The following is a 23,286-nucleotide window of genomic DNA, read 5'->3' as shown; positions in this document are numbered from 1 at the left end:
ATGAAGGAGCATTACGATGTAGTAATTGTTGGCAGCGGTTTAGGCGGATTGGTTTCGTCTATAATTTTGGCTAAAGAAGGCTACAGCGTTTGTGTGCTCGAAAAAAACAATCAATACGGTGGAAATCTGCAGACTTTTGTTCGTGATAAAACTATTTTTGATACAGGAATTCATTATATCGGAGGTTTAGATAAAGGTGAAAATCTCTATAAATATTTTAATTATATCGGTATTATGGAGCATCTAAATTTGAAAAAATTAGATGATAACTGTTACGATATGATTTCTTTTGAAGATGATCCAAATGAATATCCGCATGCGCAGGGATATGAAAATTTTGCGAAGCAGCTTACGGTGTTTTTTCCTGAAGAAAAAGCCAATATTAATAAATACTGCGAAAAACTAAAAGCGATCTGCGATTCTTTTCCGCTTTACAATTTAAACTGGGAAGGAAAATACGAAAATGAAATTCTTGCGCTCAACGCAAAAGAAACAATTGACGAATGCACGCAGAATGAAAAGTTAAAAGCAGTTCTTGCCGGCTCTAATTTTTTGTATGCCGGAATTCCGGATAAATCACCTTTTTACGTTCATGCACTTTCGGTAAATTCATACATTCAAAGTTCGTGGCGATGTATTAACGGCGGAAGCCAAATTACAAAGCAACTTTTAAAACAGCTTAAAAAATATGGCGGCGAATTCTATAAATACAAAGAAGTTACTCGATTTAATGTCGAAAACAACAAAGTTGAATTTGTCGAATTAAAAGACGGAACAAAAGTTTTTGGCTCCATGTTTATTTCAAATATTGAACCTAAGACAACTTTGAAAATGGCTGGCGAAGAAAACTTTAGAAAAGCGTTTGTTAATAGAGTTCAAAGTCTTGAAGGTGTAATTTCGGCTTTTAGTTTGTATTTGGTTTTTAAACCTCAAACTTTTAAATATATCAATCATAATTTTTATCATTTCAAAAAAAGCAGCGAAGTATGGACTGCGCACGATTATGATGATGATTCGTGGCCAAAAGGTTTTATGGCTTCGATGAATGCTTCAAAAAAAGAGGAAATCTGGGCTGACGGAATGACGTTTATTACCTACATGAAATATGAAGATATGATTCCTTGGATCGATACTTTTAACACAACTGCTGAAAAAAGTGATCGAGGCGAAAGTTATGAGGAATTTAAAGCGAGAAAAACAGCTAAATTTTTAGATGAAATTGAACTGAAATTTCCTGGAATTAAAGATTGTATAAAATCGATTCATTCTTCTACGCCGCTTTCATATCGCGATTATATTGGCGGTTACAACGGAAATATGTACGGATATGTTAAAGATTCTAATAATCCGATGAAAACATTAATCCCTGCAAAAACCAAATTGGATAATTTGTATCTTACGGGTCAAAGTATAAACATGCACGGAGTATTGGGTGTAACAATTGGTGCCGTTTCTACCTGCTCTGAAATTATTGGTAAAGAATATTTAGTTACCAAAATCAACAAAGAATCTGAATAAAAAGTCATGAAAAACCGAATCTCGTTTTTTTTATTTATCGGTTTTCTGCTAACGCTTGTTTCTTGCGGAACATCAAAATCAATGCGCCATCAACCTGAAATTTCGGGATATAATTCGGAAAAACCAGTTGTTAAAAAAATCTCTGATTCTGTTTTTACCTCAGGAAAAAATTCACTTTTAAAAAATAAACAAGGTCTTTGGGAATTGTATGCTGAAGGCGATCCGCTTGAAATTGGTTTAAATACCGGCGCCTTGACAGATTCGCTTTTAAAGAAACAACAACAGATTTTTTTCTCTAAAATAACCGATTTAATTCCGTCAAATTTTGAACAAAAAATGCTTCGTCATTTTTTAAAATGGTACAATCGAAAATTATATTTGAATGTTCCTGAGGAATATCAAACAGAAATTTTTGGCGTTTCAGAATATACTTCGCATGAGTTTGACAATATCGCATCCAAATATCAACGCGGCTTATATTTACACGCTGCACACGATATTGGCCACGCTCTTCAAGATTTAGCTTTAGTTGGCTGTTCTTCTTTTGCTGCATGGAATGAAAAATCGGAAGACGGAAGTTTAATTCTTGGAAGAAATTTTGATTTTTATGTAAATGACGCTTTCGCCGAAAATAAAATTATAGCATTCATAAATCCGAAAGAAGGTCATAAATTTATGATGATTACTTGGCCGGGAATGATTGGTGCGGTTTCTGGAATGAACCAAGAAGGTTTAACGATTACAATTAATGCATCAAAATCAAAAATTCCGTTAATTGCCAAAACGCCAATTTCAATTCTTACTCGAGAAATTTTACAACACGCAGCAACTATAGACGAAGCTATTGCGATTGCAAAAAAAAGAAAAGTATTTGTTTCTGAATCTATAATGGTAGGAAGTGCAAATGATAACAAAGCAGTTTTAATCGAAGTTTCTCCCAAAAAAATGGATGTTTACGACGTTTCAAATAATAATGAATTAATTTGCTCGAATCATTTTCAAGGCGACGCTTTTGCAACTGACAAAAGGAATCAAGCTCAAATCGCCAACAGCCATTCTGAATATCGATTTGAAAGAATGCAGGAACTTTTGTCTGAAAATCCAAAAGTAAATCCTGAAATTGCTTCTGAAATTCTTCGAAATAAAAACGGTTTAAAAAATATTCCGCTTGGTTATGGTTCCGAAAAAGCATTGAATCAGCTTATGGCACATCACGGAATTATTTTTAAACCTAAAGAAAAATTAGTCTGGGTATCTGCAAATCCGTATCAATTAGGCGAATTTGTCTGCTACAATTTAGATGCTGTTTTTAATAATCGAAAAATGGATACTTTGGTTTCGTTTCAACTAGAAAATTTAAATATTGCCAAAGATCCTTTTCTAGAAACTACAGCTTACGAGAATTACAAAAAATTTAGAATTGAAGATCATAAAATAGATTCACTGCTTGAAAAAAAAGAAAGTATTTCGGCTGCATTTATTCAAAATTACCAATCCTTAAACCCTGATTATTGGGTTGTATATTATAAGCCAGGATTGTACTTTTACCAAATAAAAGATTTTCAACAAGCAAAGCTTAATTTTGAAAAAGCTTTGACGAAAGAAATCACCACTGCACCCGAAAAAGAAAAAATTGAAAAATATTTAAAAAAGATCAAAAGAAAACTACAATGATTCCAGCAATAGAAAAAGATTCTTTAGAAGAAATTAAAATTTTTCAAGAAAAAAAACTTACCGAACTTTTAGAATATATCAGTCAAAATTCCCCTTTTTACAAAAGACTTTTTGCAGGACAGAATATTGATATTTCGAAAATTAAAACGCTCGAAGATTTACAATTTTTGCCTGTTACTACAAAAGAAGATTTACAACAGTATAATGATGATTTTGTATGCGTACCGCAAAATAAAATTATCGACTACGCCTCTACTTCTGGTACTTTAGGCGATCCTGTAACTTTTGGTTTAACTGATTCTGATTTAGATCGATTGGCTTATAATGAAGCAATTTCGTTTGCCTGCGCAGGAATTGCTGAAGGCGATGTTGTACAGTTAATGACTACAATCGACAGAAAATTTATGGCAGGTTTGGCTTATTTTCTGGGATTAAGAAAATTAAAAGTAGGCGTTATTCGTGTTGGTGCCGGAATTCCTGAAATGCAGTGGGATTCGATTTTAAAATACAATCCGAGTTATTTAATTACTGTTCCTTCATTTTTATTGAAGTTAATTGAATATGCCGAAATTCACGGAATCGATTATAATAATTCGAGTGTAAAAGGCGCCATTTGCATTGGAGAATCGCTGAGAGATCAGGATTTTTCTATGAATACTTTGTCTCAAAAAATCACTGATAAATGGAATATTAAGTTGTTTTCGACTTATGCTTCTACTGAAATGAGTACGGCTTTTACAGAATGTGAACATGGAAAAGGCGGTCATCATCATCCGGAATTAATTATTATTGAAGTATTAGACGAAAATAATCTGCCTGTTAAAGATGGTGAAACAGGCGAACTCACTTTTACAACTTTAGGTATAGAAGCGATGCCTTTACTGCGTTTTAAAACGGGCGATGTTGTGCTGCTTCATAATGAACCTTGCGCCTGCGGGCGACACACTTTGCGTGTTGGTCCAGTTTTAGGACGAAAAAAACAGATGATCAAATACAAAGGCACAACGCTTTATCCGCCGGCAATGAACGACGTTTTAAGTGGTTTTGATAATATCGAAAATCATATTATCGAAATTTCGACAAACGATTTAGGTACGGATGAAATCGTGATAAAAATTGCTGTAAAAAATCAAACTCCAGAATTTTTGCAAGAAATAAAAGATCACTTTAGAGCCAAATTAAGAGTAACTCCAAAAATAGAATTCGCTTCAAAAGAAACTTTAAACCCTTTGGTTTTTAACCCAATGAGTCGAAAACCAATTCGGTTTTTTGATTATAGATAACTTTTAGAGTTACAAAGCGGCAAAGGTTCAAAGAGACAAAGGTTTCTTAACCTAAACACGTTTTGTTTGTCATTTCGACGTAAGGAGAAATCACACGCGAAACTCTGCAAAGATTAGCGATTCTCTAACTGGAAATACTAGTGGGATTTCTCCTTACGTCGAAATGATAAAAAACTGATTTCAAACGGTTTAAAATTTATTTAAAAACCTTTAAATCTTTGCCTCTCTGAACCTTTGAACCTCAATTTGGTACAAATTGAACTAAATGTTGTAATTTTGCAAAAAATTATGAAGATGGTCAAGATTGGCAACATAGAATTACCCGAATTTCCTTTACTGCTTGCTCCGATGGAAGATGTGAGTGATCCGCCGTTTCGCAGATTATGCAAAACGCACGGCGCTGACATGATGTATTCGGAATTTATCTCATCAGAAGGATTGATTCGTGATGCGATCAAAAGTAGAATGAAGTTGGATATTTTTGATTACGAACGTCCTGTTGGAATTCAGATTTTTGGTGGTGATGAAGAGGCAATGGCACTTTCGTCTAAAATTGTTTCTACGGTAAAACCTGATTTAGTCGATATTAATTTTGGCTGTCCTGTAAAAAAAGTAGTTTGTAAAGGTGCTGGAGCCGGCGTTTTGAAAGATGTTGATTTAATGGTTCGTTTGACAAAAGCGGTTATTAGAAGTACTGATCTGCCTGTAACGGTAAAAACTCGTTTGGGCTGGGATGAAAACTCTATTAACATTGATGAAGTTGCTGAAAGGCTTCAAGATATAGGTGTTCAAGCTTTAACGATTCACGCCAGAACTCGTGCTCAAATGTACAAAGGCCACTCTGACTGGTCGCATATTGCACGTGTAAAGAACAACCCAAGAATTACGATGCCTATTTTTGGAAACGGTGATATCGATAATCCTGAGAAAGCTTTAAAATATAAAAACGAATACGGAATTGACGGCATCATGATTGGCCGTGCTGCAATTGGTTATCCGTGGATTTTTAATGAAATTAAACACTATTTTAAAACGGGCGAGCATTTACCTGCTCCAACGGTTATTGATCGTGTTGAAGCCGCAAGAAATCATTTGCAATGGTCTATGGATTGGAAAGGCGAGCGTTTAGGAATTGTAGAAATGCGCCGTCATTATACGAACTATTTTAAAGGAATTCATTCTTTTAAAGAATTCAAACAAAAATTGGTTACAACAGATGCTCCTGAAGATTTATTCGCAATTATGAAAGAAATCGAGCAGGTTTACGCAGGATATGAATTTGTTTAAAGATGTTTAATCTTTTCAAATTTTAAGACAAAGTCTGTAAAAAACTTTAGTTTTAAACCAAATAACCGCAATCATTGTCCTTTCGTCGAAATGACAAAAATGCGAAAACTAACATTAACAAAGATCGTGATACAAAAAAGACCTTCAATATTGAAGGTCTTTTTTTTTTTGAATGTATAGTCATTTTTTACTTTACAGCTTCTAAAATGTTAAGTGCAATCTCTGTCTGTCCTTTTTCACTGGTAATATAATCGCGATCTTTTTCATTCGATAAAAATCCAATCATTAATGTCATTACAGGACAACTAGCATTTTTTAGAATATAGAAAGGTGCTTCTGCAACTTTTCTTTTTTTAAGATTTCCAGTTTCTGTTATTTTATCAATTACAATAACTGCGCTTTCTTTTGATTTTTCATGAAACGTCTCATTTGAGGGAACATAGGCCTCCGCCCCATTTGCACTCATGTTCATATTTGCAGTAATATGCAGAGAAACAACCAAATCTGGTTTTAGATTATTGATAATAGAAACTCTTTCGCTCAATTCCATCTCACGATCACTATCTCGAAGCAAAACAATTTCGACGTTATTATCCTTATTTAATGCTTTAATTTTTTTTGCGATTGTCTCTGTAATCACTTTCTCTTGAAATCCATACATGTCGACACCAAGATCTTTTCCTCCATGACCGGCATCAATTACAATTGTTTTTTTCTCTTCAAGTGGTTTAAACGAAAAAATAACTGCCAATCCTAAAATTCCTAAAAGCGTTGAAAATTTAATTCGATTTTTCATAATAAAGTTTTTGGTTACAAAATTTCAAACGTCTTTTTTTAAGAAAAATTATACAAATAAATTTTAAACCTGAACTCTTTTCCACTTTCCTCTTTTATAGAAAAAGATTCCAGCTAATGTTATTGCGGTCTCAGCAACTGGAATTGCAATGAAAACTCCTGTTGGCCCCATATTAAAATGTTTGGCAAGAATGTACGCTAATGGTATTTGAAACAGCCAGAATCCAAAGAAATTAATTCCTGTCGGCGTCCAAGTATCTCCTGCTCCATTAAAGGTATTTATTAAAACCATTCCAATTCCGTAAAAGACAAAACCAATGCACATAATCTGCAAAGCTTCGACTGCAACCGTTTTTACTATTTCGTCATTGGTGAAAAATGAAATTATATACTGTCCAAAAACTAATGTTATAATGGTAATAGAAGCCATAAAAACCAAATTGTATTTTGCAGTCGTAAAAACTGATTTTTCGGCACGTTCAATTTGTTTGGCTCCTAAATTTTGTCCTACCAAAGTTGCCGCTGCATTACTCAATCCCCAAGCAGGCAGAATAAAAAACATCATTATTCGCAATGCAGTTTGATAACCTGCAGAACCATGATCACCTCCTGTTGTAGCGACTAATTGTGCCAAGAAAATCCAACTGCAAGATGCTATTACAAATTGTAAAACTCCGGGAGCAGCAATTTTAACTAAAGCTTTTATCTGCTTGAAATCTGGAATTAAATAGGCGATTTTAATTTTTAAGACTCCATTTCCATAGAACAAATGATAAATTTGATACAAAACCCCAATACTTCTTCCTAAAGTTGTGGCGATAGCCGCACCAACTAATCCGAAAGCAGGAATTGATCCGAAACCATTAATTAAAATTGGACATAAAATAATATTACAAATATTGGCTATCCAAAGGCTTTTCATTGCGATTGCTGCATTTCCAGCACCTCGAAAAATTCCGTTTATCAAGAATAAAAGTGTAATACATAAGCTTGAGCCAATCATAATCTGAGTATATCTAAAACCATGTTCGGCTGCATCTGCAGAAGCTCCCATAAATAAAAGAATATCTTTAGCATAGATAATTCCAAAAATGCTCATAAAAACACTCAGTACAAATGCAATAACTATAGCCTGCATTCCAGCTTTTGCAGCGGCGACTGGATCTTTTTCTCCAATTCGTCTTGCCACAACTGCTGTTGCTGCCATACTTAATCCGATGTCTATAGAATATATAATTGTTAAAACAGACTCTGTTAATCCAACTGTTTGAATTGCAAAACTGCTGTGTTCTAAATGTCCAACGAAATACAAATCGACTAAAGCAAAAACCGATTCCATCATCATTTCTAAAACCATTGGTATGGCTAATAGAATTACGGCTTTCTTAATGCTTCCTGATGTATAATCGAAAGATTCGTCGCCTTGTAAGGCTTGTTTTAGGGTGGTGAAAATTTTAGAAAATAAACTTTTCTTTATAACTGTTTCTGTCATGATATTTAGGATAAATGATAAAATTTGCCCAGATGTAATAATCTGAACTAAGAAAGCAAAACGTAAGTATCCTAATTATTCTAAAAAAATAAAATTAGGATTAGGCAGAAACAATCATATGCTGTAGATTTTTAAAGCAATAAATGTAAGTAATATTTTTTAGAGAAATATATTAATCCAACAACTTTTTGCTTACTCGGCTGCTGGCAATTAATGAGGCTACAAAACCAAGAGAAACAATTGTACCCAAAACAATAAGTACATTTTCTACGGTAAATACTACTGGATATGCCAAGGTTGCTGTAAGCATAATAAGCTCATATTTTTGTTGCAGCACCACTAGAATAATACCTAAAACCAGCCCTAATATTCCGCCAAAAATACTTAGAAGCGTTCCTTGAAGCAAAAATATTTTTCGAAGACTGTTAATTTCTGTTCCAAGATTAAAAAGGGTTTTTAGATTTCCTTTTTTCTCCAAAATCATCATAATTAAAGCGCCTACCAAATTAAAAAGTGCTACAACGATTACGAGAGTAAAAATTAAATAAACTACAATATTCTCCGTATTGAGCATTCTATACAAAGACTCGTTAAGCTGCGCTCTGTTTTTTAAAGTGACTTTATTATCAAAAATCTTTTTTAGTTGATTTGTGATGGCACTTTCATCTGCATTTGGTTTTAGTTTAAACTCAATTCCTGAAATCTGATTGGGTTTATACATCAATAATTCCTGAGTAAGACTTAAATCAGCAAAGACATATTTCGAATCTAAATCTTCGCTGATCGAGTAAATTCCAACAGGAAGTACATCTGTTTTTGTAAAGGCTTCATTTGGATTTTCTATTGCTCCAGTCCCTGGTTTTGGTGCAAATATCTGCAGTGGATTTTCAAAATCAAGAATTCCCATCGAGAAATCCTGCGCCATTCTATATCCAATTACTACCTGATAAGAGTCTCTTCTAAGCCACTGCCCATTAAATAATTTTTTCTTGATATCGTTTACTACAGGATAAACACTGTCTACACCTTTTAAATAGGTAACATGCTGTTTATCTTTGAATAAGAACAAAACACGTTCTTCGATAATTTTGGTGTAAGAAGCAACTCCTTCAATTTTTTTGAGCTGATTTTCTTGTTCTTTAGAAATAAAAAATGATTTTCCTAAAGTACTTGTCATTTTTAAATCGGGATCTATTTCGTTTGTAAACGAAAGACTAAAAACTTTTAATCCGCTAAAAACGGACAACACCACAAACAAAGCCATTGTGCCAACAACAATTCCCATGCTGGCAATACGATTGATAATATTGATAGCGTTATTTTTACTTCGGCTGAAAATATATCGTTTGGCTATGTAAAGGGGGAAATTCAATTTATGATTTTCTTCTTTTTTCTAGTAGATCACGGTTTTCAATTGGATTTTCTCTGTTTGCCAAAGCGTTGTCTATTTTTTCAATATAGTCTAAAGAATCATCAATAAAGAAAACTAGATTTGGCACACGACGCAATTGCAAGCGAACGCGCTGTGATAAATCATGTTTGATTAAGGTCGTATTTGATTTTATTCCTTCTAAAGTTTCTTTTGCTTTTTCTTGTGGAAAAATACTTAAATATACTGTCGCTACAGATAAATCTGAAGTAACACTAACTTTGGATACTGAAATTACTAAGTTGCTAATTCCATTTTTTCTCACTTCACCTTGCAAAATATCAACCAGATCTTTCTGGATTACACTGCCTATTTTTTTCTGTCTATTTGTTTCCATAGTGCAAAAATACTATTTTTAATTTCAATCGATGCAATTTCAAATTAACTTAAGAATGAATTTACAAATCTATTGATCAAAAAACTGCCTCTTTTAGTTTTTACTTCATACTATTCTCATATTTCCACTATTATAAGTAATCATTTGTTTTGATTTAAATGCTGATAAATGTCACAAATATTATCGGAATTATTTTACACATTTGATATAAATTTAACACTTATCTATTATGAAAAAAAGAGAACCAATTAGTCACATTATGACTAAAAGCGTAGTGACTGTAAATCAAAAAGACGATTTAAGAAAAGTAGTAGAAAAACTAAAATCGAATTCGATTAGACATATTCCTGTTGTTAATGGCAAAGAGGTAGTTGGTATTATAAGCCGAACTGATGTTAATCGACTGACTTTTGGTGCTTTATTTGATGGACAGGAAGGTGTTGATGAAGCGATCCTAGATATGCTGAGCATTTCGCAGGTTATGACTTCAAAACCAAGAACTCTTCCTTCTGATGCTATTATCAAAGATCTGGCTGAAGTTTTTGCAAAAGAAGATTTTCATGCTCTGCCTGTTGTAGACAATGGAGAACTAAAAGGAATTGTAACTACAACTGATGTTATTAAATATTTTTTAGAACAATATGATTAAAGTGAATGGAGGCCATAAAAAAAGAGTTTCTTATTCAAAATTCTTTAATATGATCTGGGTTTAAATACTATTTTAATTGAAAACCCTGATAATGTAAGCAAATAAAAAAACCTTTTCTCTGGTGTAATACCATTGAAAAGGTTTTTTAGCTAATATTCATTAGCTTTTTTTATAATACTGCTAAACTATCTATTTTGAAGCCATCCTTCTGGATTATTATTTGTTGTATTTTGAAGAATCAAAAACTTGATAATTGTTTTTCCTGTGTCTCCACTAGTTCTAACTTTTCCTATAACTTGTTTCACTTTTACTTTATCACCTTGTTCAACAGATACTGAACTTAGATTTTGATATACGGTAAAGAAATCTCCATGCTGAATAAAAACGGCCCTGTTTACAGGAGACAATGCTATAACTTTTGATACCACTCCTTCAAAAACTGCACGTGCACTTGCTCCTTGTTCAGTAGTAATCTCTACTCCTGAATTATGAACATTTAATGTTGGATACAATGGATGCGGTTGATCTCCGTAACCAAGAGATATAAATCCTTTCTCTACCGGCCAAGGCAATTTTCCTCTGTTTGCTTTAAAATCGGCAGCTAAAATTTTACCTTCCGGCGTTAATGCAATTCTATCTGATGAATAACTTTTAGGTGCTGCTGCCTCTGCTTTTTCAGCTTCACTGGCTTTACCTTCAGCTATTCTTCTGCGTCTCTCTTCTTCGGCTCTTTGATTGGCTAATCTAATTTGTTCACGAATAAGTTCTTTAATTTTAGCATCGATTCTTCTCGATTCTTGTTGTTTTGCTCTTGTATCGGCAATAATTTTATTCTTATCCTTTTTAATAGAGTTAACTAATTTTTGCTGTTCTTTTTTCTCTACTTCTAAACTTTGTTTCTCCTTTTCATTCTCAGCAATAATTTTTTTCTTAATCGTTCTCTGACCATCCAATTTGGCATTATAATCAACTAATTGATTGGTTTTAGACTGGATTTCTAAACCTTGATTTTTTCTAAAATTAGTATATTGTTTTAAATATTGTGCTCTTTTATAAGCTTGTAAAAAACTTTCAGAAGACAAAATAAACATTGCTCGACTCTGCTCAGAACGGCTTTTGTATGATTTTAAAATCATCTTAGCATAATCTGCTTTTAAAACCTCAAGCTCCTTTTTTAATTTATTAACCTTAACTTGGTTAATATACATATCATTGCTTATCAGTTTTTCCTGCTTTGCAGTAGTATTGATTAATTTCTCTTTTAATTTGATTTTATTCGCCTGGATTAAAAATACATTTACAGCTGATTTTTCTTTTTTCTTTACGGATTGCAGCATTTTTTCATTATCTCTAATTTCTTGCTGAATCTGCGCTTTACGCTGTTCAAGTTTTTCTTGCTGTGAATCTTGCGCCCACATAAAAGTTGTGGCACAAATAAAAATTAGGCTGAGGAGAAATTTTGGCATGTTTCTTTTTTCTTTTTGCAAATTTACTTAATTAAAACTTTTTTATAACCGCTTGGTACACTATACGGAAAAGAAAGTTCCTCGTTGAACGAAATATTATTGTAATTTAAATTAATGTTAGTCGTTCCTTTAGGCTGAACAGCATTAATTGTAAGTGTTGTTGGAATTGTTCCTTGAGCAAAAGTTTTACTATCAGAATAATTAATTTCTAATTTTCTATTTTCAGATGCTTGTGTGATTTCTTCTTTCTGAAGCAAATATTTTTCAGGATCTAAATAGAATGCCTTTTTTATATTTTGATCCTTTTCATCTTCTAAGCGATAAAGATTTTCTACAATTGTCTGTGTATATTCTCCTTTTCTTAAATCATCAAAAGCTTCCCCTATTAATAAATTCTGTACCTTATTATAATCTAATTCAGTTCCAAGCCATTTACTCAAACTGCTAAAATCGCCTTCATAATAAGTACTGTTTATTTTTTCGTAATAACTTACTGCTGTTGGTGTAATCAAGGCTTTTGCCATTGTAATTCCTAAAAATCGAACACTTACTAAAATCTGTTTGTCCTTTTCAATTTTTATTTCAGCAGTTACATTTTGGCTTTGTTTATCATCTACATATCTTGCGCCGGCTTTTATATAAAGTGTCGAAAAATCAAGTTTGTTTTCGTAGTGCTTCTCTATTGCCTTTTTATCTTTTTTTGTAATCGTTTCGACTACGGTGTTGTTTTGTACTGCTGCCTGTTTTGATTTACATGAAATCACAAAAATGGACATTAATACTAATACAATATATTTTTTCATTGTAATTCTCCTTATTATTTTTGTTTTAATAACTCATTTGCTTTCAAAAAGTATTCCTCTTTTTTCTTAGCATCTCCCAATCCATTATAAGCCTCACCAAGTTGAATATTAAAATTTGCTTCCAGCTTTTTATCATCAACAACATAATCGAGTCCCATTTCTAAAACGGTTTTTGCGTTTTTAAATTGTTTCAACTGATTATTTCCCAATCCTGCATAATAATAAAATTGAGGCTGACTTGGATAAACTTCTATCATATTCATCGCTCTTTTTGTCATTGGTGCAAATTGTTTTGCTTGTGTATAAGCATCAAGCAAAAGCAGATTAGTCTCACGATCTGTCTCTGAATTTGTTTTTAGATCTTTCTCGTAATATTTAATTGCGCTTTCAAATTGTCCCTTGCCATGATAAAATTTACCAATTTCTTTCGCTACATCAATCTCTTTATCATTATCAAAATAAGCAATTGTCTTTTCTAAATCAGGTGCATACTGAGGATTTTTATTCACGTAAATCAAAAATTCATTTAAAGTACGATGCTTAATTTTTGAGTCAATTTTTGAACTTGACAAAACTATATTCATCGACTTAATTGCTTTATCAGCTTGATTCGCATCTAGATAAACTTTAAATAAGCTTACCTGCGCCCATTCTGAATCTGGAATTTCTTTTGATAATTGTTTTGCGATTTCTAATGCCTTCTCCGTTTCCTCTGCTTTTGAATACAAAAAAATCAAATTAACGTAATTGGATTCTTCTTTTGGATTTTTCTTAATCTGATCTATTAAATTGGTAATGGCAGCATCCTGATATTTTCCTTGTGATAAAATCTGAATTTTATATCTTTCTCGATCTTCCGATTTGCCAAACTTATCGTTCATTTCATTAATGGCAGTCAAAGCTTTATCAAATTGATTTGTGATCATATACAACGATATTAAATCGTCTTTATACTCTTCATCAAAAACCATGATTTTCTGAATCGTTTCAATTGCCAGCGGATAATTTTTGGTCTCATAACTTACATCGTAAATTCCTAACCAATACCATTTGTTTTTAGGATTCAATTGCGTGGCTTTTTCAAATGCATCCTGTGCATTTTTATAATCTTTCAGAGCCAGATAATTTTTCCCTAATTCAAAATAGGCAACAGCATCATTGGGTTTTAGTTTGATACATTTATCTAATGATGCAATTGCTTTATCATAATTTTCGATTCCTTTTTGTTTTAAAGATTCATAAAAAGCATCCTGATAATCATCTGTCGCCATAGCAATATCTTCCGGTTCAGTTTGAGCCAAAATCGTATTTGAATTGCCAAGCAAAACGAAAAATAAAATTATTAAAATACCTTTTTTCATTCTTTTTATATTTTTATTTTTAAACCAAAAAGAATCTGTTGAAACTTATTTTTATTCTAAAACAGAATAATCTCCAATGCTGATGCTGGTAAATTTACCATCATAACTTACATGATTTCCAATCATTGCATTGTCTAAATTTGCGTTTTTTATTTGAGAAAAAGTCTGCACTAAACTGTTCTTAATCGAACTATCCGTTATGTGACATCCTTTACCAATTGAAACGTTTGGACCAACTGTCGTGTTTTTAAGCACCACATTTTCACCAATATAACATGGCGGAATAATTGTTGAGTTTTCTAGTTTTACATCATAGTCAACTAAATGTTCACCATCGTTATGTAAAAATCCCAACATTCTGGTATTTGTTTCAACGGTTACATCTTTATTTCCGCAATCCATCCATTCGTCAACGCTTCCAGTTTTAAAAACTTTTCCGTTGGCCATCATTGCTTTGATACCGTCGTTGATTTGATATTCTCCTCCGTTTTGAATATTATTATCTAAAACGCCTTGTAATTCCTTTTTCAAATCACCGACTTCTTTGAAATAGTAAATTCCAATAACTGCTAAGTCGCTTACAAACTCTTTAGGTTTTTCAACCAATTCTATAATTTCGTTGTTTGCATTTAACTTTACTACACCAAATGCTTCTGGCTGTTCTACTTGTTTTACCCAAATTACAGCATCTGCTTCAGGATCTAGTTCAAAATCGGCTCTAATTAAAGTATCCGCGTAAGCAATAACTGCAGGGCCTGAAAGAGATTCTTTTGCACACATAATAGCATGACCTGTTCCTAAAGGTAAATCTTGACGATAAATAGATGCTTTTGCTCCTAACCCTTTTGCCAAATCTTCTAAACTTGCTACAAGATCATCTCCAAAAAAAGCAGGATCTCCTAATATAAAAGCAACTTCTTCTATTGGCTCCTTTAAAATTTTGGCAATATCCTCGACCAAACGATGCACGATTGATTTTCCTGCAACTGGAATTAATGGTTTTGGAACAGTTAAAGTATGTGGCCTAAGTCTAGATCCGCGGCCAGCCATTGGAACTATTATTTTCATTTTTGTTTTTATTTGTTTCGAGAAGATTTAAAAATCTTCATTGATTTGGTTTCTTTTCTTATGACAAAGTTCGCGAAGACTCTTTGCTTTTTTTTTATTTCACTTTAAAAGCACTAAAAACTAATATGTTTCTAGATTATATTAATGTAAAACCGAAAACTATTTTACTCCTGTACTGCCAAAACCACCTTCACCTCTTGAAGTTTCAGAAAGTTCTTCTACTTCGATCCATTCTGCTCTTTCGTGTTTAGCAATAATTAATTGTGCAATTCGTTCTCCGTTTTCGATTACAAATTCTTCATTTGATAAATTTACTAAAATTACCCCTATTTCTCCTCTATAATCTGCATCAACCGTTCCTGGAGAATTTAGAACTGTAACTCCTTTTTTAGCAGCCAGTCCGCTTCTTGGTCTTACCTGCGCTTCATAACCAATAGGTAATTCAATAAAAAGTCCTGTTTTTACAATCGTTCTTTCTAAAGGTTTTAATGTAATTGACTCTGTTAAATTAGCACGTAAATCCATTCCTGCAGAAGCAATAGTTTCGTAGTTAGGTAAATCGTGATGTGATTTATTGATAATTTGTATTTTCATTTTATATTTTAAATAATTAAAAAAGCAATTTCTACTTTTTCATGATTCCTTTAATAGTCTCTTTTTCATTATGATAAACAAAGTACATAAAGCCTAAAAGTAACGGGATGCCAACGAAATAATTTTCTCTAAAGCCATAAAAAGAAATTGCCGAAAATAAGATCGAAATTCCTAAATAAGCAGATATTTTATTCATATCATATGGTATCGGGTAATATTTATTTCCCAAAACATATGAAATTAACATCATGCTTCCGTATGCTGAAATGGTAGCAATTGCCGATCCGTAATAACTGTATTTTGGAATTAAAAGATAGTTTAAAACCAATGTTACGATTGCTCCAACTATTGAAATGTAAGCTCCAATTTTTGTTTTATCTGTAAGTTTATACCAAACAGATAGATTGTTGTAGATTCCTAAAAAGAAATTTGCCAAAATAATCAATGGCACGACTTTCATTGCTTCCCAATAGGATTTATTATCTAGCAAAAGATACTTTAAGACATCCGCAAAAACAATTACACCTAATAAAATTAAGGATCCTAAAATCACAAAGTATTTTGTAATAACAGCATATGTTTGAGGAGCATTGGCATTTTTTGCATGGCTAAAAAAGAACGGTTCAATTCCTAATCTAAAAGCTGTTGCAAACAAGACCATAAACAAACCTAATTTGTAACATGCAGAATAAGCTCCAACTTCAGATTTTGCTAAGTTCTCGGGTAATAAATAACCTAACAGAATTTTATCAAAATGCTCGTTAACCGCAAATGCTAAACCGGCAACCAAAATTGGAAGACCGTATTTCATCATTTTTTTCCAAAGTACAGGATCGAACTTTCGACCAAGAGACAAATAATTTGGCGAAAGCACTACAAATGTGGCTAAACTTGCCAGTAAATTGGCAATGAAAATATAAGCAATCTGGAAATTTTCTACGTATAAATTATCCCAAACTGAATTTGGATTTGAAGCCGCCAGTTTTGGTAAATACATCAAAAAGAAAATATTAAGCAATAAGTTAATAATAACATTCCCTATTTTAATAGCCGCATACATCATCGGACGCTGATTGGCTCTTAACTTAGAAAATGGCACTAAAACCAAAGCATCTAAAACTAAAATCCAAACAGAATAGGTAATATACTGTACATCAACTTCTGCCCAAGCTGCCAAAGTATTTCTAAATATTAAAGCCGCAAATAAAAAGATAATCGACGACCAAAATATTGATATTGTAGATGTTGCAATTACATTTTTCTTGTCTTCTTCTGCGCTGTAAAATCTAAAAAAAGCCGTTTCCATACCGTAGGAAAGTACTACGTTAAAGAAAACCATCCAAGACAAAACAATCGAAACCTCACCATATTCAGCCGTTGGCAAAATACCTGTATATAATCTGACCAGTAAAAAACTAAGCATTCGGGGTAAAACCGTTGCCAGTCCATAAATTGCAGTTTGTTTGAATAGATTTTTATATAATCCCAAAATAGTTTGTAATAAAGTTCGTGAAACAAAAATAACCAATTCTTTGGTTTAATAATGCTTTTGAAGAGGCAATAAGAGCTTAGCTATTATTTTATTTCGTTATTTTACTTTCGTCTAAGATTTTTACAAAATGAAACCCTTTTGGATTATATCCTTGATTATAATAAAAACGATGAGCACCAAAATTTCCAGTAAAAGCATCGAGAACAATACTGCTGCAGTCTAATCCTTTTGCCTTTTGCTCAATAAAGTCAGTTAATAATTTACCTATTCCTTTAGAACGGTATTCAGGGTTTACAACAAAATTGTCGATCTCAAGATATTTTCCTGTCCATAATTTAGTGGCCGACCAACAACCTGTAAGACCCACGCAAGTCTCATCTTCAAAAACACCAATCTGAATATAATTATGAGGTATCATTTCAAGAAGAAACGATTTATACTTTTCCACCGTAATCATTGGGTATAAAAATTTCATCGTGTCGATTTGATCCAACATTTCTTCAATCGAAGTAAGTTCACGTATTTGTAAATTCATAATATAAAAATAGACATCAAAAATACTTATTTTTTTTTCTCTCTGTATAATAAGATAAAAAGCAAACATGTTAAATCTATAATAAAGAGAAAAAATTTTGTAATTTTTCTAGGAGTCTTCTTGATAACTTTGTATCACAGGGAATGAGAAAAGCTACAACACAACCCTAAAAAAGCAAAGCATTGGGACTAATAAAGCTAGTTTGTTCCCATAAAAGACAAAGCAGACAGAGGTGATAGATCTGTTCAATAATTTTATAAAATGGTAATGGTTCTCAATTTGTAGGGTAAATTGAGAATCACCATTTTATAAGTTAAATCAGAAAACGCAAAACGATAATACAAAAAAAGAGCCGACAATTACTTGTCGGCTCTTTTCGTATTTTATATTAAATTATCCGTTCAAAGCTTCTGCTCCACCAACGATCTCTAAGATTTCGTTTGTAATCGCAGCTTGACGTGCTTTGTTGTACGTTAATTTCAATTGGTTTCTTAATTCTGTTGCGTTGTCAGTTGCTTTGTGCATAGCTGTCATACGTGCTCCGTGCTCTGAAGCAAATGAATCGCGAATACCTTTGTATAATTGTGTTTTTAAAGACTTAGGAATCAAAGTCAAAACAATTTCTTCTTTTGAAGGTTCGAAAATATAATCTCCACCAGAAACTGGCGCATCAGATTTAATTGGAGCTAGCGGTAAAAATTGTTCTGTTTGAACGATTTGTGTCGCAGCATTTTTAAACTGATTGTAGATTAATTCGATTCTGTCATATTCTCCTGATAAAAATTTCTCAGTCAAATTATCAGCAATTCCAGCAACATTATCAAAAGTTAAATGATCAAAAATTGCATTATGGTGACCGTGTGCTTTAAAAGATTTACTTAGTACATCATTTCCTTTTTTACCAATAGGAAAAACATCTACTTGTTTTCCAGCATAAAAAGCAGCACGATTTTTAACTTCTTTAATAATATTTGCATTGAATGCTCCACATAAACCTCTATTTGAAGTTATAGCAACAAGTAATACTTTTTTTACTTCACGTTGTGTTGTGTAATCTCCTCCAACTTCACCATCAAGTGTAGCAGAAAGATTTTGCAACAACTCCGTTAATTTCTCGGCATAAGGGCGCATCGCAGTGATTGCATCTTGTGCTTTCTTAAGCTTTGCTGCAGAAACCATTTTCATTGCCGATGTAATTTGCATCGTCGATGAAACGGAAGTAATTCTATTACGGATTTCCTTTAAATTTGCCATTTGTCGATTAAAAAAATGTGACAATTTGAAAATTAGATAATTAGAAAGTCTCCTAAGATGTTTTCTAATTATCTAATTTACGAATTCTCTAATTAGATATATTTTGCTGAAATTTCTTTTGCTGCTTTTTCGATAACATCAGTAATGTTGTCATCTAATTTTCCAGCTTTCAACGCGTTAAGCGTATCTTTATGTTTACTGTTTAAGTAAGCTAAGAAATCTGCTTCAAATTCTTTTACTTTATTTACAGGAACGTTTCTTAATAAGTTTTTAGAACCAGCGTAAATAATAGCTACTTGATTTTCTACTGTATAAGGATCATTAAGACCTTGTTTCAAGATTTCAACGTTTCTTTTTCCTTTTTCAATTACGTTTAATGTAACTGAATCTAAGTCAGAACCAAATTTAGCGAAAGCTTCTAATTCACGGAATTGAGCTTGATCTAATTTTAAAGTTCCAGAAACTTTTTTCATTGATTTAATCTGAGCATTACCTCCAACACGAGATACAGAGATACCAACGTTAATTGCAGGACGAACTCCAGAGTTGAACAAATCTCCATCAAGGAAAATCTGACCATCTGTAATCGAAATTACGTTTGTTGGGATATATGCAGAAACGTCACCAGCTTGAGTTTCGATAATTGGTAATGCAGTCAATGAACCACCACCTTTTACGATAGACTTGATAGAATCTGGTAAATCATTCATGCTTTTAGCAATACCATCATCAGCAATTACTTTACAAGCACGCTCTAACAAACGAGAGTGTAAGTAGAAAACGTCTCCAGGATAAGCCTCACGTCCCGGTGGTCTTCTTAATAAAAGAGAAACCTCACGGTAAGCAACAGCTTGTTTAGATAAATCATCATACACAATAAGTGCTGGACGACCTGAATCTCTAAAATATTCTCCAATTGCAGCACCTGCGAAAGGAGCATAAACTTGCATTGGAGCTGGATCAGAAGCATTAGCAGCAACGATAACTGTATAAGCCATTGCGCCTTTTTCTTCTAACATTTTTGCGATTCCTGCTACAGTTGAAGCTTTTTGTCCAATTGCAACATATATACAGAATACAGGTTTTCCTGCATCGTAAAATTCTTTTTGATTTAAGATTGTATCGATACAAACAGTTGATTTACCTGTTTGACGGTCACCAATTACAAGCTCACGTTGTCCACGACCTACTGGGATCATAGCATCTACTGCTTTTACTCCAGTTTGTAATGGCTCAGTTACTGGCTGACGAAATACAACACCAGGTGCTTTTCTTTCTAAAGGCATTTCATATAATGTTCCACCAATTGGTCCTTTTCCATCAATTGGAAAACCAAGAGTGTTCACTACACGTCCTACCATTTGCTCACCTACTTTAAGAGAAGCAATACGTTGAGTTCTTTTTGCAGTAGATCCTTCTTTAATTCCTGTTGATGGTCCTAAAAGTACCACACCAACATTGTCTTCTTCAAGATTCAATACGATACCTTCCATACCGTTATCAAATTCTACTAACTCACCATATTGAACATTAGACAGCCCGTAAACACGAGCAATACCATCTCCAACTTGAAGTACTGTTCCTACTTCCTCCAGCGTAGCACCAGATTCAAAACCTTCTACTTGCTTTCTTAATATTGCTGAAATTTCAGCAGGTTTGATTTCCGCCATCTTAATTTATAATTTAGACACTTTTATGTGTAATAAAACTAATTACTTAACTCTCTTTTTAATACTTGTAATCTGTTTGCAACAGATGCATTGTATTGATTATCACCTATTCTTAAAATAAATCCACCAATAATTGAAGGATCTACTATATTTTCAATTGTAATTTTTTTGTCTGACAAAGTTGCAATCTTAGCTAAAACTTTAGCTTCTAATGCAGCATCCATTGGAATTGCAGTTGTAACTTTTGCAGTTTCAACTCCGTTGCTTTCGTCAAATAATTTATTGTATTCTACTGCAATTGCATCTAGAATTTCAAATCTTTTGTTTTCGAATAATAAATGAAATAAACCTTTTGTTACACCATTTACATTTGCAAAAACTTCTAAAAGAGCACTTTCTTTAACTTCAACTTTTGTAGTTTGGTTTTGAATAAATGCACTTAATTCTGAATTATTTTCAATCGCTGTTGCAATTGATTTCATATCGTTATTTACAGCTTCGGCAACACCTTTAGAGTTTGCTAAGTCTAGAATTGCTTTTGCATAACGAATTGCTGCTCTTGTACTTGCCATAATCTTAGTTTAACTTTACGTCACCTAACATTTTCTCAACTAATTTAGTTTGAGATTCTTTGTTAGATAATTCTTCTTTCAATAATTTTTCAGCAATGCTTAAAGATAGACTTGAAACTTGTGATTTCAATTCTGCCATTGCAGCATTTTTTTCACTTTCGATAGCCGCTTTAGCTTGCTCAATTAATTTTTGACCTTGCTCTTGTGCATCGTTTTTAGAATCAGCAATAATTTGCTCTCTCATTTCACGTGCTTCTTTCAACATAGCATCACGTTCTGCACGAGCTTCTTTTAAAATACGCTCATTATCTGCAGTTAAGTTTTCCATTTCTCTGCGAGCAGCTTCTGCTGAAGCTAAAGCATTGTTGATAGATTCCTCACGGCTTTTTACAGCTCCTAAAATTGGTTTCCAAGCAAATTTTGCTAAAAGAATAAAGAAAACAATAAAGATAATTGTTGTCCAAAAAATTAAACTTTCCGGTGAAGTTAATTGCATAACATTATATGTTTAAAAATTGTTTGTCGTTTTTTTTAAAAAAACTTCCTGGAGCCAACCGCTGCAGGAAGTTTTGAATTTTAATTATTGTGCGATTAACGCAACAACTACTGCGAAAAGAGCAACCCCTTCAATAAGTGCAGCAGCAATAATCATAGCAGTCTGGATTTTTCCAGCAGCTTCTGGCTGACGAGCAATAGCGTCCATTGCAGAACCACCAATTTTTCCAATACCAAGACCTGCACCAATTACAGCTAATCCAGCTCCGATTCCAGCTAATACCATAATAATAAATTTATATAGTTAATAATTAATAAAACTCTGATTAATGATGATCGTGCTCTTCAACAGCCTGACCAATAAATAATGCTGAAAGCAATGTAAATACATATGCTTGTAATGCAGCAACTAACATCTCTAATACACTCATGAACAATACAAATGCTCCAGAAACTGGTCCAATTGCAACTGATTTAAATATGAAGATTAAAGAAACTAAACTCAAGATAATAATGTGCCCAGCAGTAATGTTTGCAAATAAACGAATCATTAAAGCGAATGGCTTAGTCAACATTCCAATAATTTCTACAGGAATCATAATTGGAGCTAACCACACAGGAACTCCTGGTGTATTGAAGATATGTCCCCAATAATTTTTGTTTCCACTTAAAGTTGTAACTACAAAAGTGATAAATGCCATTACAAATGTAAAGTAAATATTTCCTGTTAAGTTTGAACTGAATGGGAAGAATGGAATTAAACCAATAAGGTTATTAATCCAAATAAAGAAAAAGATAGTTAAAAGATACGGCATGTATTTAGCGTACTTTTTTTTACCTATATTAGGAATAGCAATTTCGTCTCTAACAAAAGTTACAAGTGGCTCTAAAAATCCAGCCAATCCTTTTGGTGCTTTGTCGTTTTTCTTGTATGATCTTGCAACTGCAAGAAAGACAAGAAACAAAATTATTGCCGACATCAACATTGAGAAAACATTTTTTGTAATAGAGAAATCTAAAGGTCTTGCATCAAAAGCAAAAGCTCCGTTATCTTTTACCTCTTGTGACAATCCTTCAAATTTGTCAGCGTAGAAAATTATTTCTTTATAACGAACAAATTTTTGACCGTTAATATCAACTACATGTTCTCCTGAATTGTCGTGGTGAAATTTTGCAGATGAAAAAATCTCTAAACCATTTTTAGTCCATAAAATAACTGGAAGACTAAAAGAGATTGGATGACCATCCCAGTCCGCAATATGAAAATCGTGAGCGTCTCCAATATGCGAATTGATTAATTCACTAGCGTTAAACTCTTCTTCAACTTTATGAGCAACAGTTTCTCCGTGGCCATTTGCATCTGCGTGACTTCCTTCTGCTAATTCGACATTTTCGTGTTCAACAGAAACACTGTCAACAGGCGTTGATGCGAAATTAATCGACGAAGTAAGTGCTAATAAGGTAACTAATAAGTACTGAACTGGTTTATTGGAAATTATCATTATTAAAACT

General features: G+C 32.9%; 22 protein-coding genes. 5 read left to right on the top strand and 17 right to left on the bottom strand.

Going from position 1 to position 23,286, the window contains the following annotated elements; translation table 11 throughout:
* From NLG42_RS04985 to dusB, 4 genes are all read left to right on the top strand, one after another.
* Complete coding sequence (locus NLG42_RS04985; RefSeq protein WP_257683149.1) at positions 1-1,518, top strand: phytoene desaturase family protein; 1,518 nt, start codon at positions 1-3, stop codon at positions 1,516-1,518.
* Between the two features lie 6 nt (positions 1,519-1,524).
* Entirely contained in the window at positions 1,525-3,192 is a 1,668-nt protein-coding gene (locus NLG42_RS04980) for a C45 family autoproteolytic acyltransferase/hydolase (RefSeq protein ID WP_099717825.1), read from the top strand.
* The gene (gene flxY / locus NLG42_RS04975) at positions 3,189-4,475 is read left to right on the top strand and encodes a flexirubin biosynthesis putative acyl-CoA ligase FlxY (RefSeq protein ID WP_257683148.1); all 1,287 of its coding nucleotides are present in this window, start codon (positions 3,189-3,191) and stop codon (positions 4,473-4,475) included. The genes NLG42_RS04980 and flxY overlap by 4 nt, the downstream gene beginning before the upstream one ends.
* 294 nt (positions 4,476-4,769) lie before the next feature.
* Entirely contained in the window at positions 4,770-5,762 is a 993-nt protein-coding gene (gene dusB, locus NLG42_RS04970; RefSeq protein ID WP_089058965.1) for a tRNA dihydrouridine synthase DusB, read from the top strand.
* A 187-nt stretch (positions 5,763-5,949) separates the two neighbouring features.
* Here the strand turns inward: dusB and NLG42_RS04965 are convergent, their stop codons facing one another.
* The 4 genes from NLG42_RS04965 to rbfA all read right to left on the bottom strand — a co-directional run bounded on the left by NLG42_RS04965 (position 5,950) and on the right by rbfA (position 9,815).
* Complete coding sequence (locus tag NLG42_RS04965) at positions 5,950-6,558, bottom strand: N-acetylmuramoyl-L-alanine amidase family protein (RefSeq protein WP_099717827.1); 609 nt, start codon at positions 6,556-6,558, stop codon at positions 5,950-5,952.
* Between the two features lie 63 nt (positions 6,559-6,621).
* A complete protein-coding gene (locus tag NLG42_RS04960) occupies positions 6,622-8,049 on the bottom strand; it encodes an MATE family efflux transporter (RefSeq protein WP_257683147.1) in 1,428 nt (475 codons plus the stop codon).
* A gap of 172 nt (positions 8,050-8,221) precedes the next feature.
* Complete coding sequence (locus tag NLG42_RS04955) at positions 8,222-9,421, bottom strand: ABC transporter permease (RefSeq protein WP_089058862.1); 1,200 nt, start codon at positions 9,419-9,421, stop codon at positions 8,222-8,224.
* A gap of 1 nt (position 9,422) precedes the next feature.
* Positions 9,423-9,815, bottom strand: coding sequence for a 30S ribosome-binding factor RbfA (gene rbfA / locus NLG42_RS04950; protein WP_089053565.1), 393 nt, complete (start codon positions 9,813-9,815; stop codon positions 9,423-9,425).
* A gap of 229 nt (positions 9,816-10,044) precedes the next feature.
* Between rbfA and NLG42_RS04945 the strand changes: the two genes are divergently transcribed.
* Positions 10,045-10,464 carry a CBS domain-containing protein gene (locus NLG42_RS04945; protein ID WP_089058861.1) on the top strand — a complete coding sequence of 140 codons (420 nt, stop codon included), beginning with the start codon at positions 10,045-10,047 and terminating at the stop codon, positions 10,462-10,464.
* Positions 10,465-10,649: 185 nt separating this feature from the next.
* Here NLG42_RS04945 and NLG42_RS04940 read toward each other — a convergent pair whose 3' ends face one another.
* From NLG42_RS04940 to atpB, 13 genes are all read right to left on the bottom strand, one after another.
* Positions 10,650-11,930: a murein hydrolase activator EnvC family protein gene (locus tag NLG42_RS04940; protein WP_089058851.1), complete on the bottom strand. Its 1,281-nt coding sequence runs from the start codon at positions 11,928-11,930 to the stop codon at positions 10,650-10,652.
* A 23-nt stretch (positions 11,931-11,953) separates the two neighbouring features.
* Positions 11,954-12,733 carry a lipoprotein insertase outer membrane protein LolB1 gene (gene lolB1 / locus NLG42_RS04935; protein WP_089058850.1) on the bottom strand — a complete coding sequence of 260 codons (780 nt, stop codon included), beginning with the start codon at positions 12,731-12,733 and terminating at the stop codon, positions 11,954-11,956.
* A gap of 14 nt (positions 12,734-12,747) precedes the next feature.
* Complete coding sequence (locus NLG42_RS04930; protein WP_257683146.1) at positions 12,748-14,094, bottom strand: tetratricopeptide repeat protein; 1,347 nt, start codon at positions 14,092-14,094, stop codon at positions 12,748-12,750.
* Positions 14,095-14,145: 51 nt separating this feature from the next.
* A complete protein-coding gene (locus tag NLG42_RS04925) occupies positions 14,146-15,162 on the bottom strand; it encodes a sugar phosphate nucleotidyltransferase (protein ID WP_257683145.1) in 1,017 nt (338 codons plus the stop codon).
* A 159-nt stretch (positions 15,163-15,321) separates the two neighbouring features.
* The gene (gene dut, locus NLG42_RS04920; RefSeq protein ID WP_257683144.1) at positions 15,322-15,756 is read right to left on the bottom strand and encodes a dUTP diphosphatase; all 435 of its coding nucleotides are present in this window, start codon (positions 15,754-15,756) and stop codon (positions 15,322-15,324) included.
* Between the two features lie 31 nt (positions 15,757-15,787).
* Positions 15,788-17,245, bottom strand: a complete 1,458-nt coding sequence (locus NLG42_RS04915) for a lipopolysaccharide biosynthesis protein (RefSeq protein WP_089058847.1) — start codon at positions 17,243-17,245, stop codon at positions 15,788-15,790.
* A gap of 91 nt (positions 17,246-17,336) precedes the next feature.
* Positions 17,337-17,783 carry a GNAT family N-acetyltransferase gene (locus NLG42_RS04910; protein ID WP_257683143.1) on the bottom strand — a complete coding sequence of 149 codons (447 nt, stop codon included), beginning with the start codon at positions 17,781-17,783 and terminating at the stop codon, positions 17,337-17,339.
* A gap of 393 nt (positions 17,784-18,176) precedes the next feature.
* On the bottom strand, positions 18,177-19,037 hold the full coding sequence (atpG, locus tag NLG42_RS04905) for an ATP synthase F1 subunit gamma (RefSeq protein WP_089058846.1): 861 nt from the start codon (positions 19,035-19,037) through the stop codon (positions 18,177-18,179).
* A gap of 92 nt (positions 19,038-19,129) precedes the next feature.
* A complete protein-coding gene (gene atpA, locus NLG42_RS04900) occupies positions 19,130-20,707 on the bottom strand; it encodes a F0F1 ATP synthase subunit alpha (RefSeq protein ID WP_089053558.1) in 1,578 nt (525 codons plus the stop codon).
* A gap of 38 nt (positions 20,708-20,745) precedes the next feature.
* Positions 20,746-21,279 carry an ATP synthase F1 subunit delta gene (gene atpH, locus NLG42_RS04895; protein WP_089058845.1) on the bottom strand — a complete coding sequence of 178 codons (534 nt, stop codon included), beginning with the start codon at positions 21,277-21,279 and terminating at the stop codon, positions 20,746-20,748.
* Positions 21,280-21,283: 4 nt separating this feature from the next.
* Complete coding sequence (locus tag NLG42_RS04890; protein WP_089053556.1) at positions 21,284-21,775, bottom strand: F0F1 ATP synthase subunit B; 492 nt, start codon at positions 21,773-21,775, stop codon at positions 21,284-21,286.
* An 84-nt stretch (positions 21,776-21,859) separates the two neighbouring features.
* On the bottom strand, positions 21,860-22,060 hold the full coding sequence (gene atpE, locus NLG42_RS04885; RefSeq protein ID WP_026708812.1) for an ATP synthase F0 subunit C: 201 nt from the start codon (positions 22,058-22,060) through the stop codon (positions 21,860-21,862).
* A gap of 40 nt (positions 22,061-22,100) precedes the next feature.
* The gene (gene atpB / locus NLG42_RS04880) at positions 22,101-23,276 is read right to left on the bottom strand and encodes a F0F1 ATP synthase subunit A (RefSeq protein WP_257683142.1); all 1,176 of its coding nucleotides are present in this window, start codon (positions 23,274-23,276) and stop codon (positions 22,101-22,103) included.
* Positions 23,277-23,286 lie beyond the last annotated feature (10 nt).

It is taken from the genome of Flavobacterium plurextorum, assembly GCF_024638035.1.
In the GTDB taxonomy this organism is placed as follows: domain Bacteria; phylum Bacteroidota; class Bacteroidia; order Flavobacteriales; family Flavobacteriaceae; genus Flavobacterium; species Flavobacterium plurextorum.
Note: the sequence above shows the minus strand (reverse complement) of the source record. Positions and strands in the feature narration are given on the sequence as shown.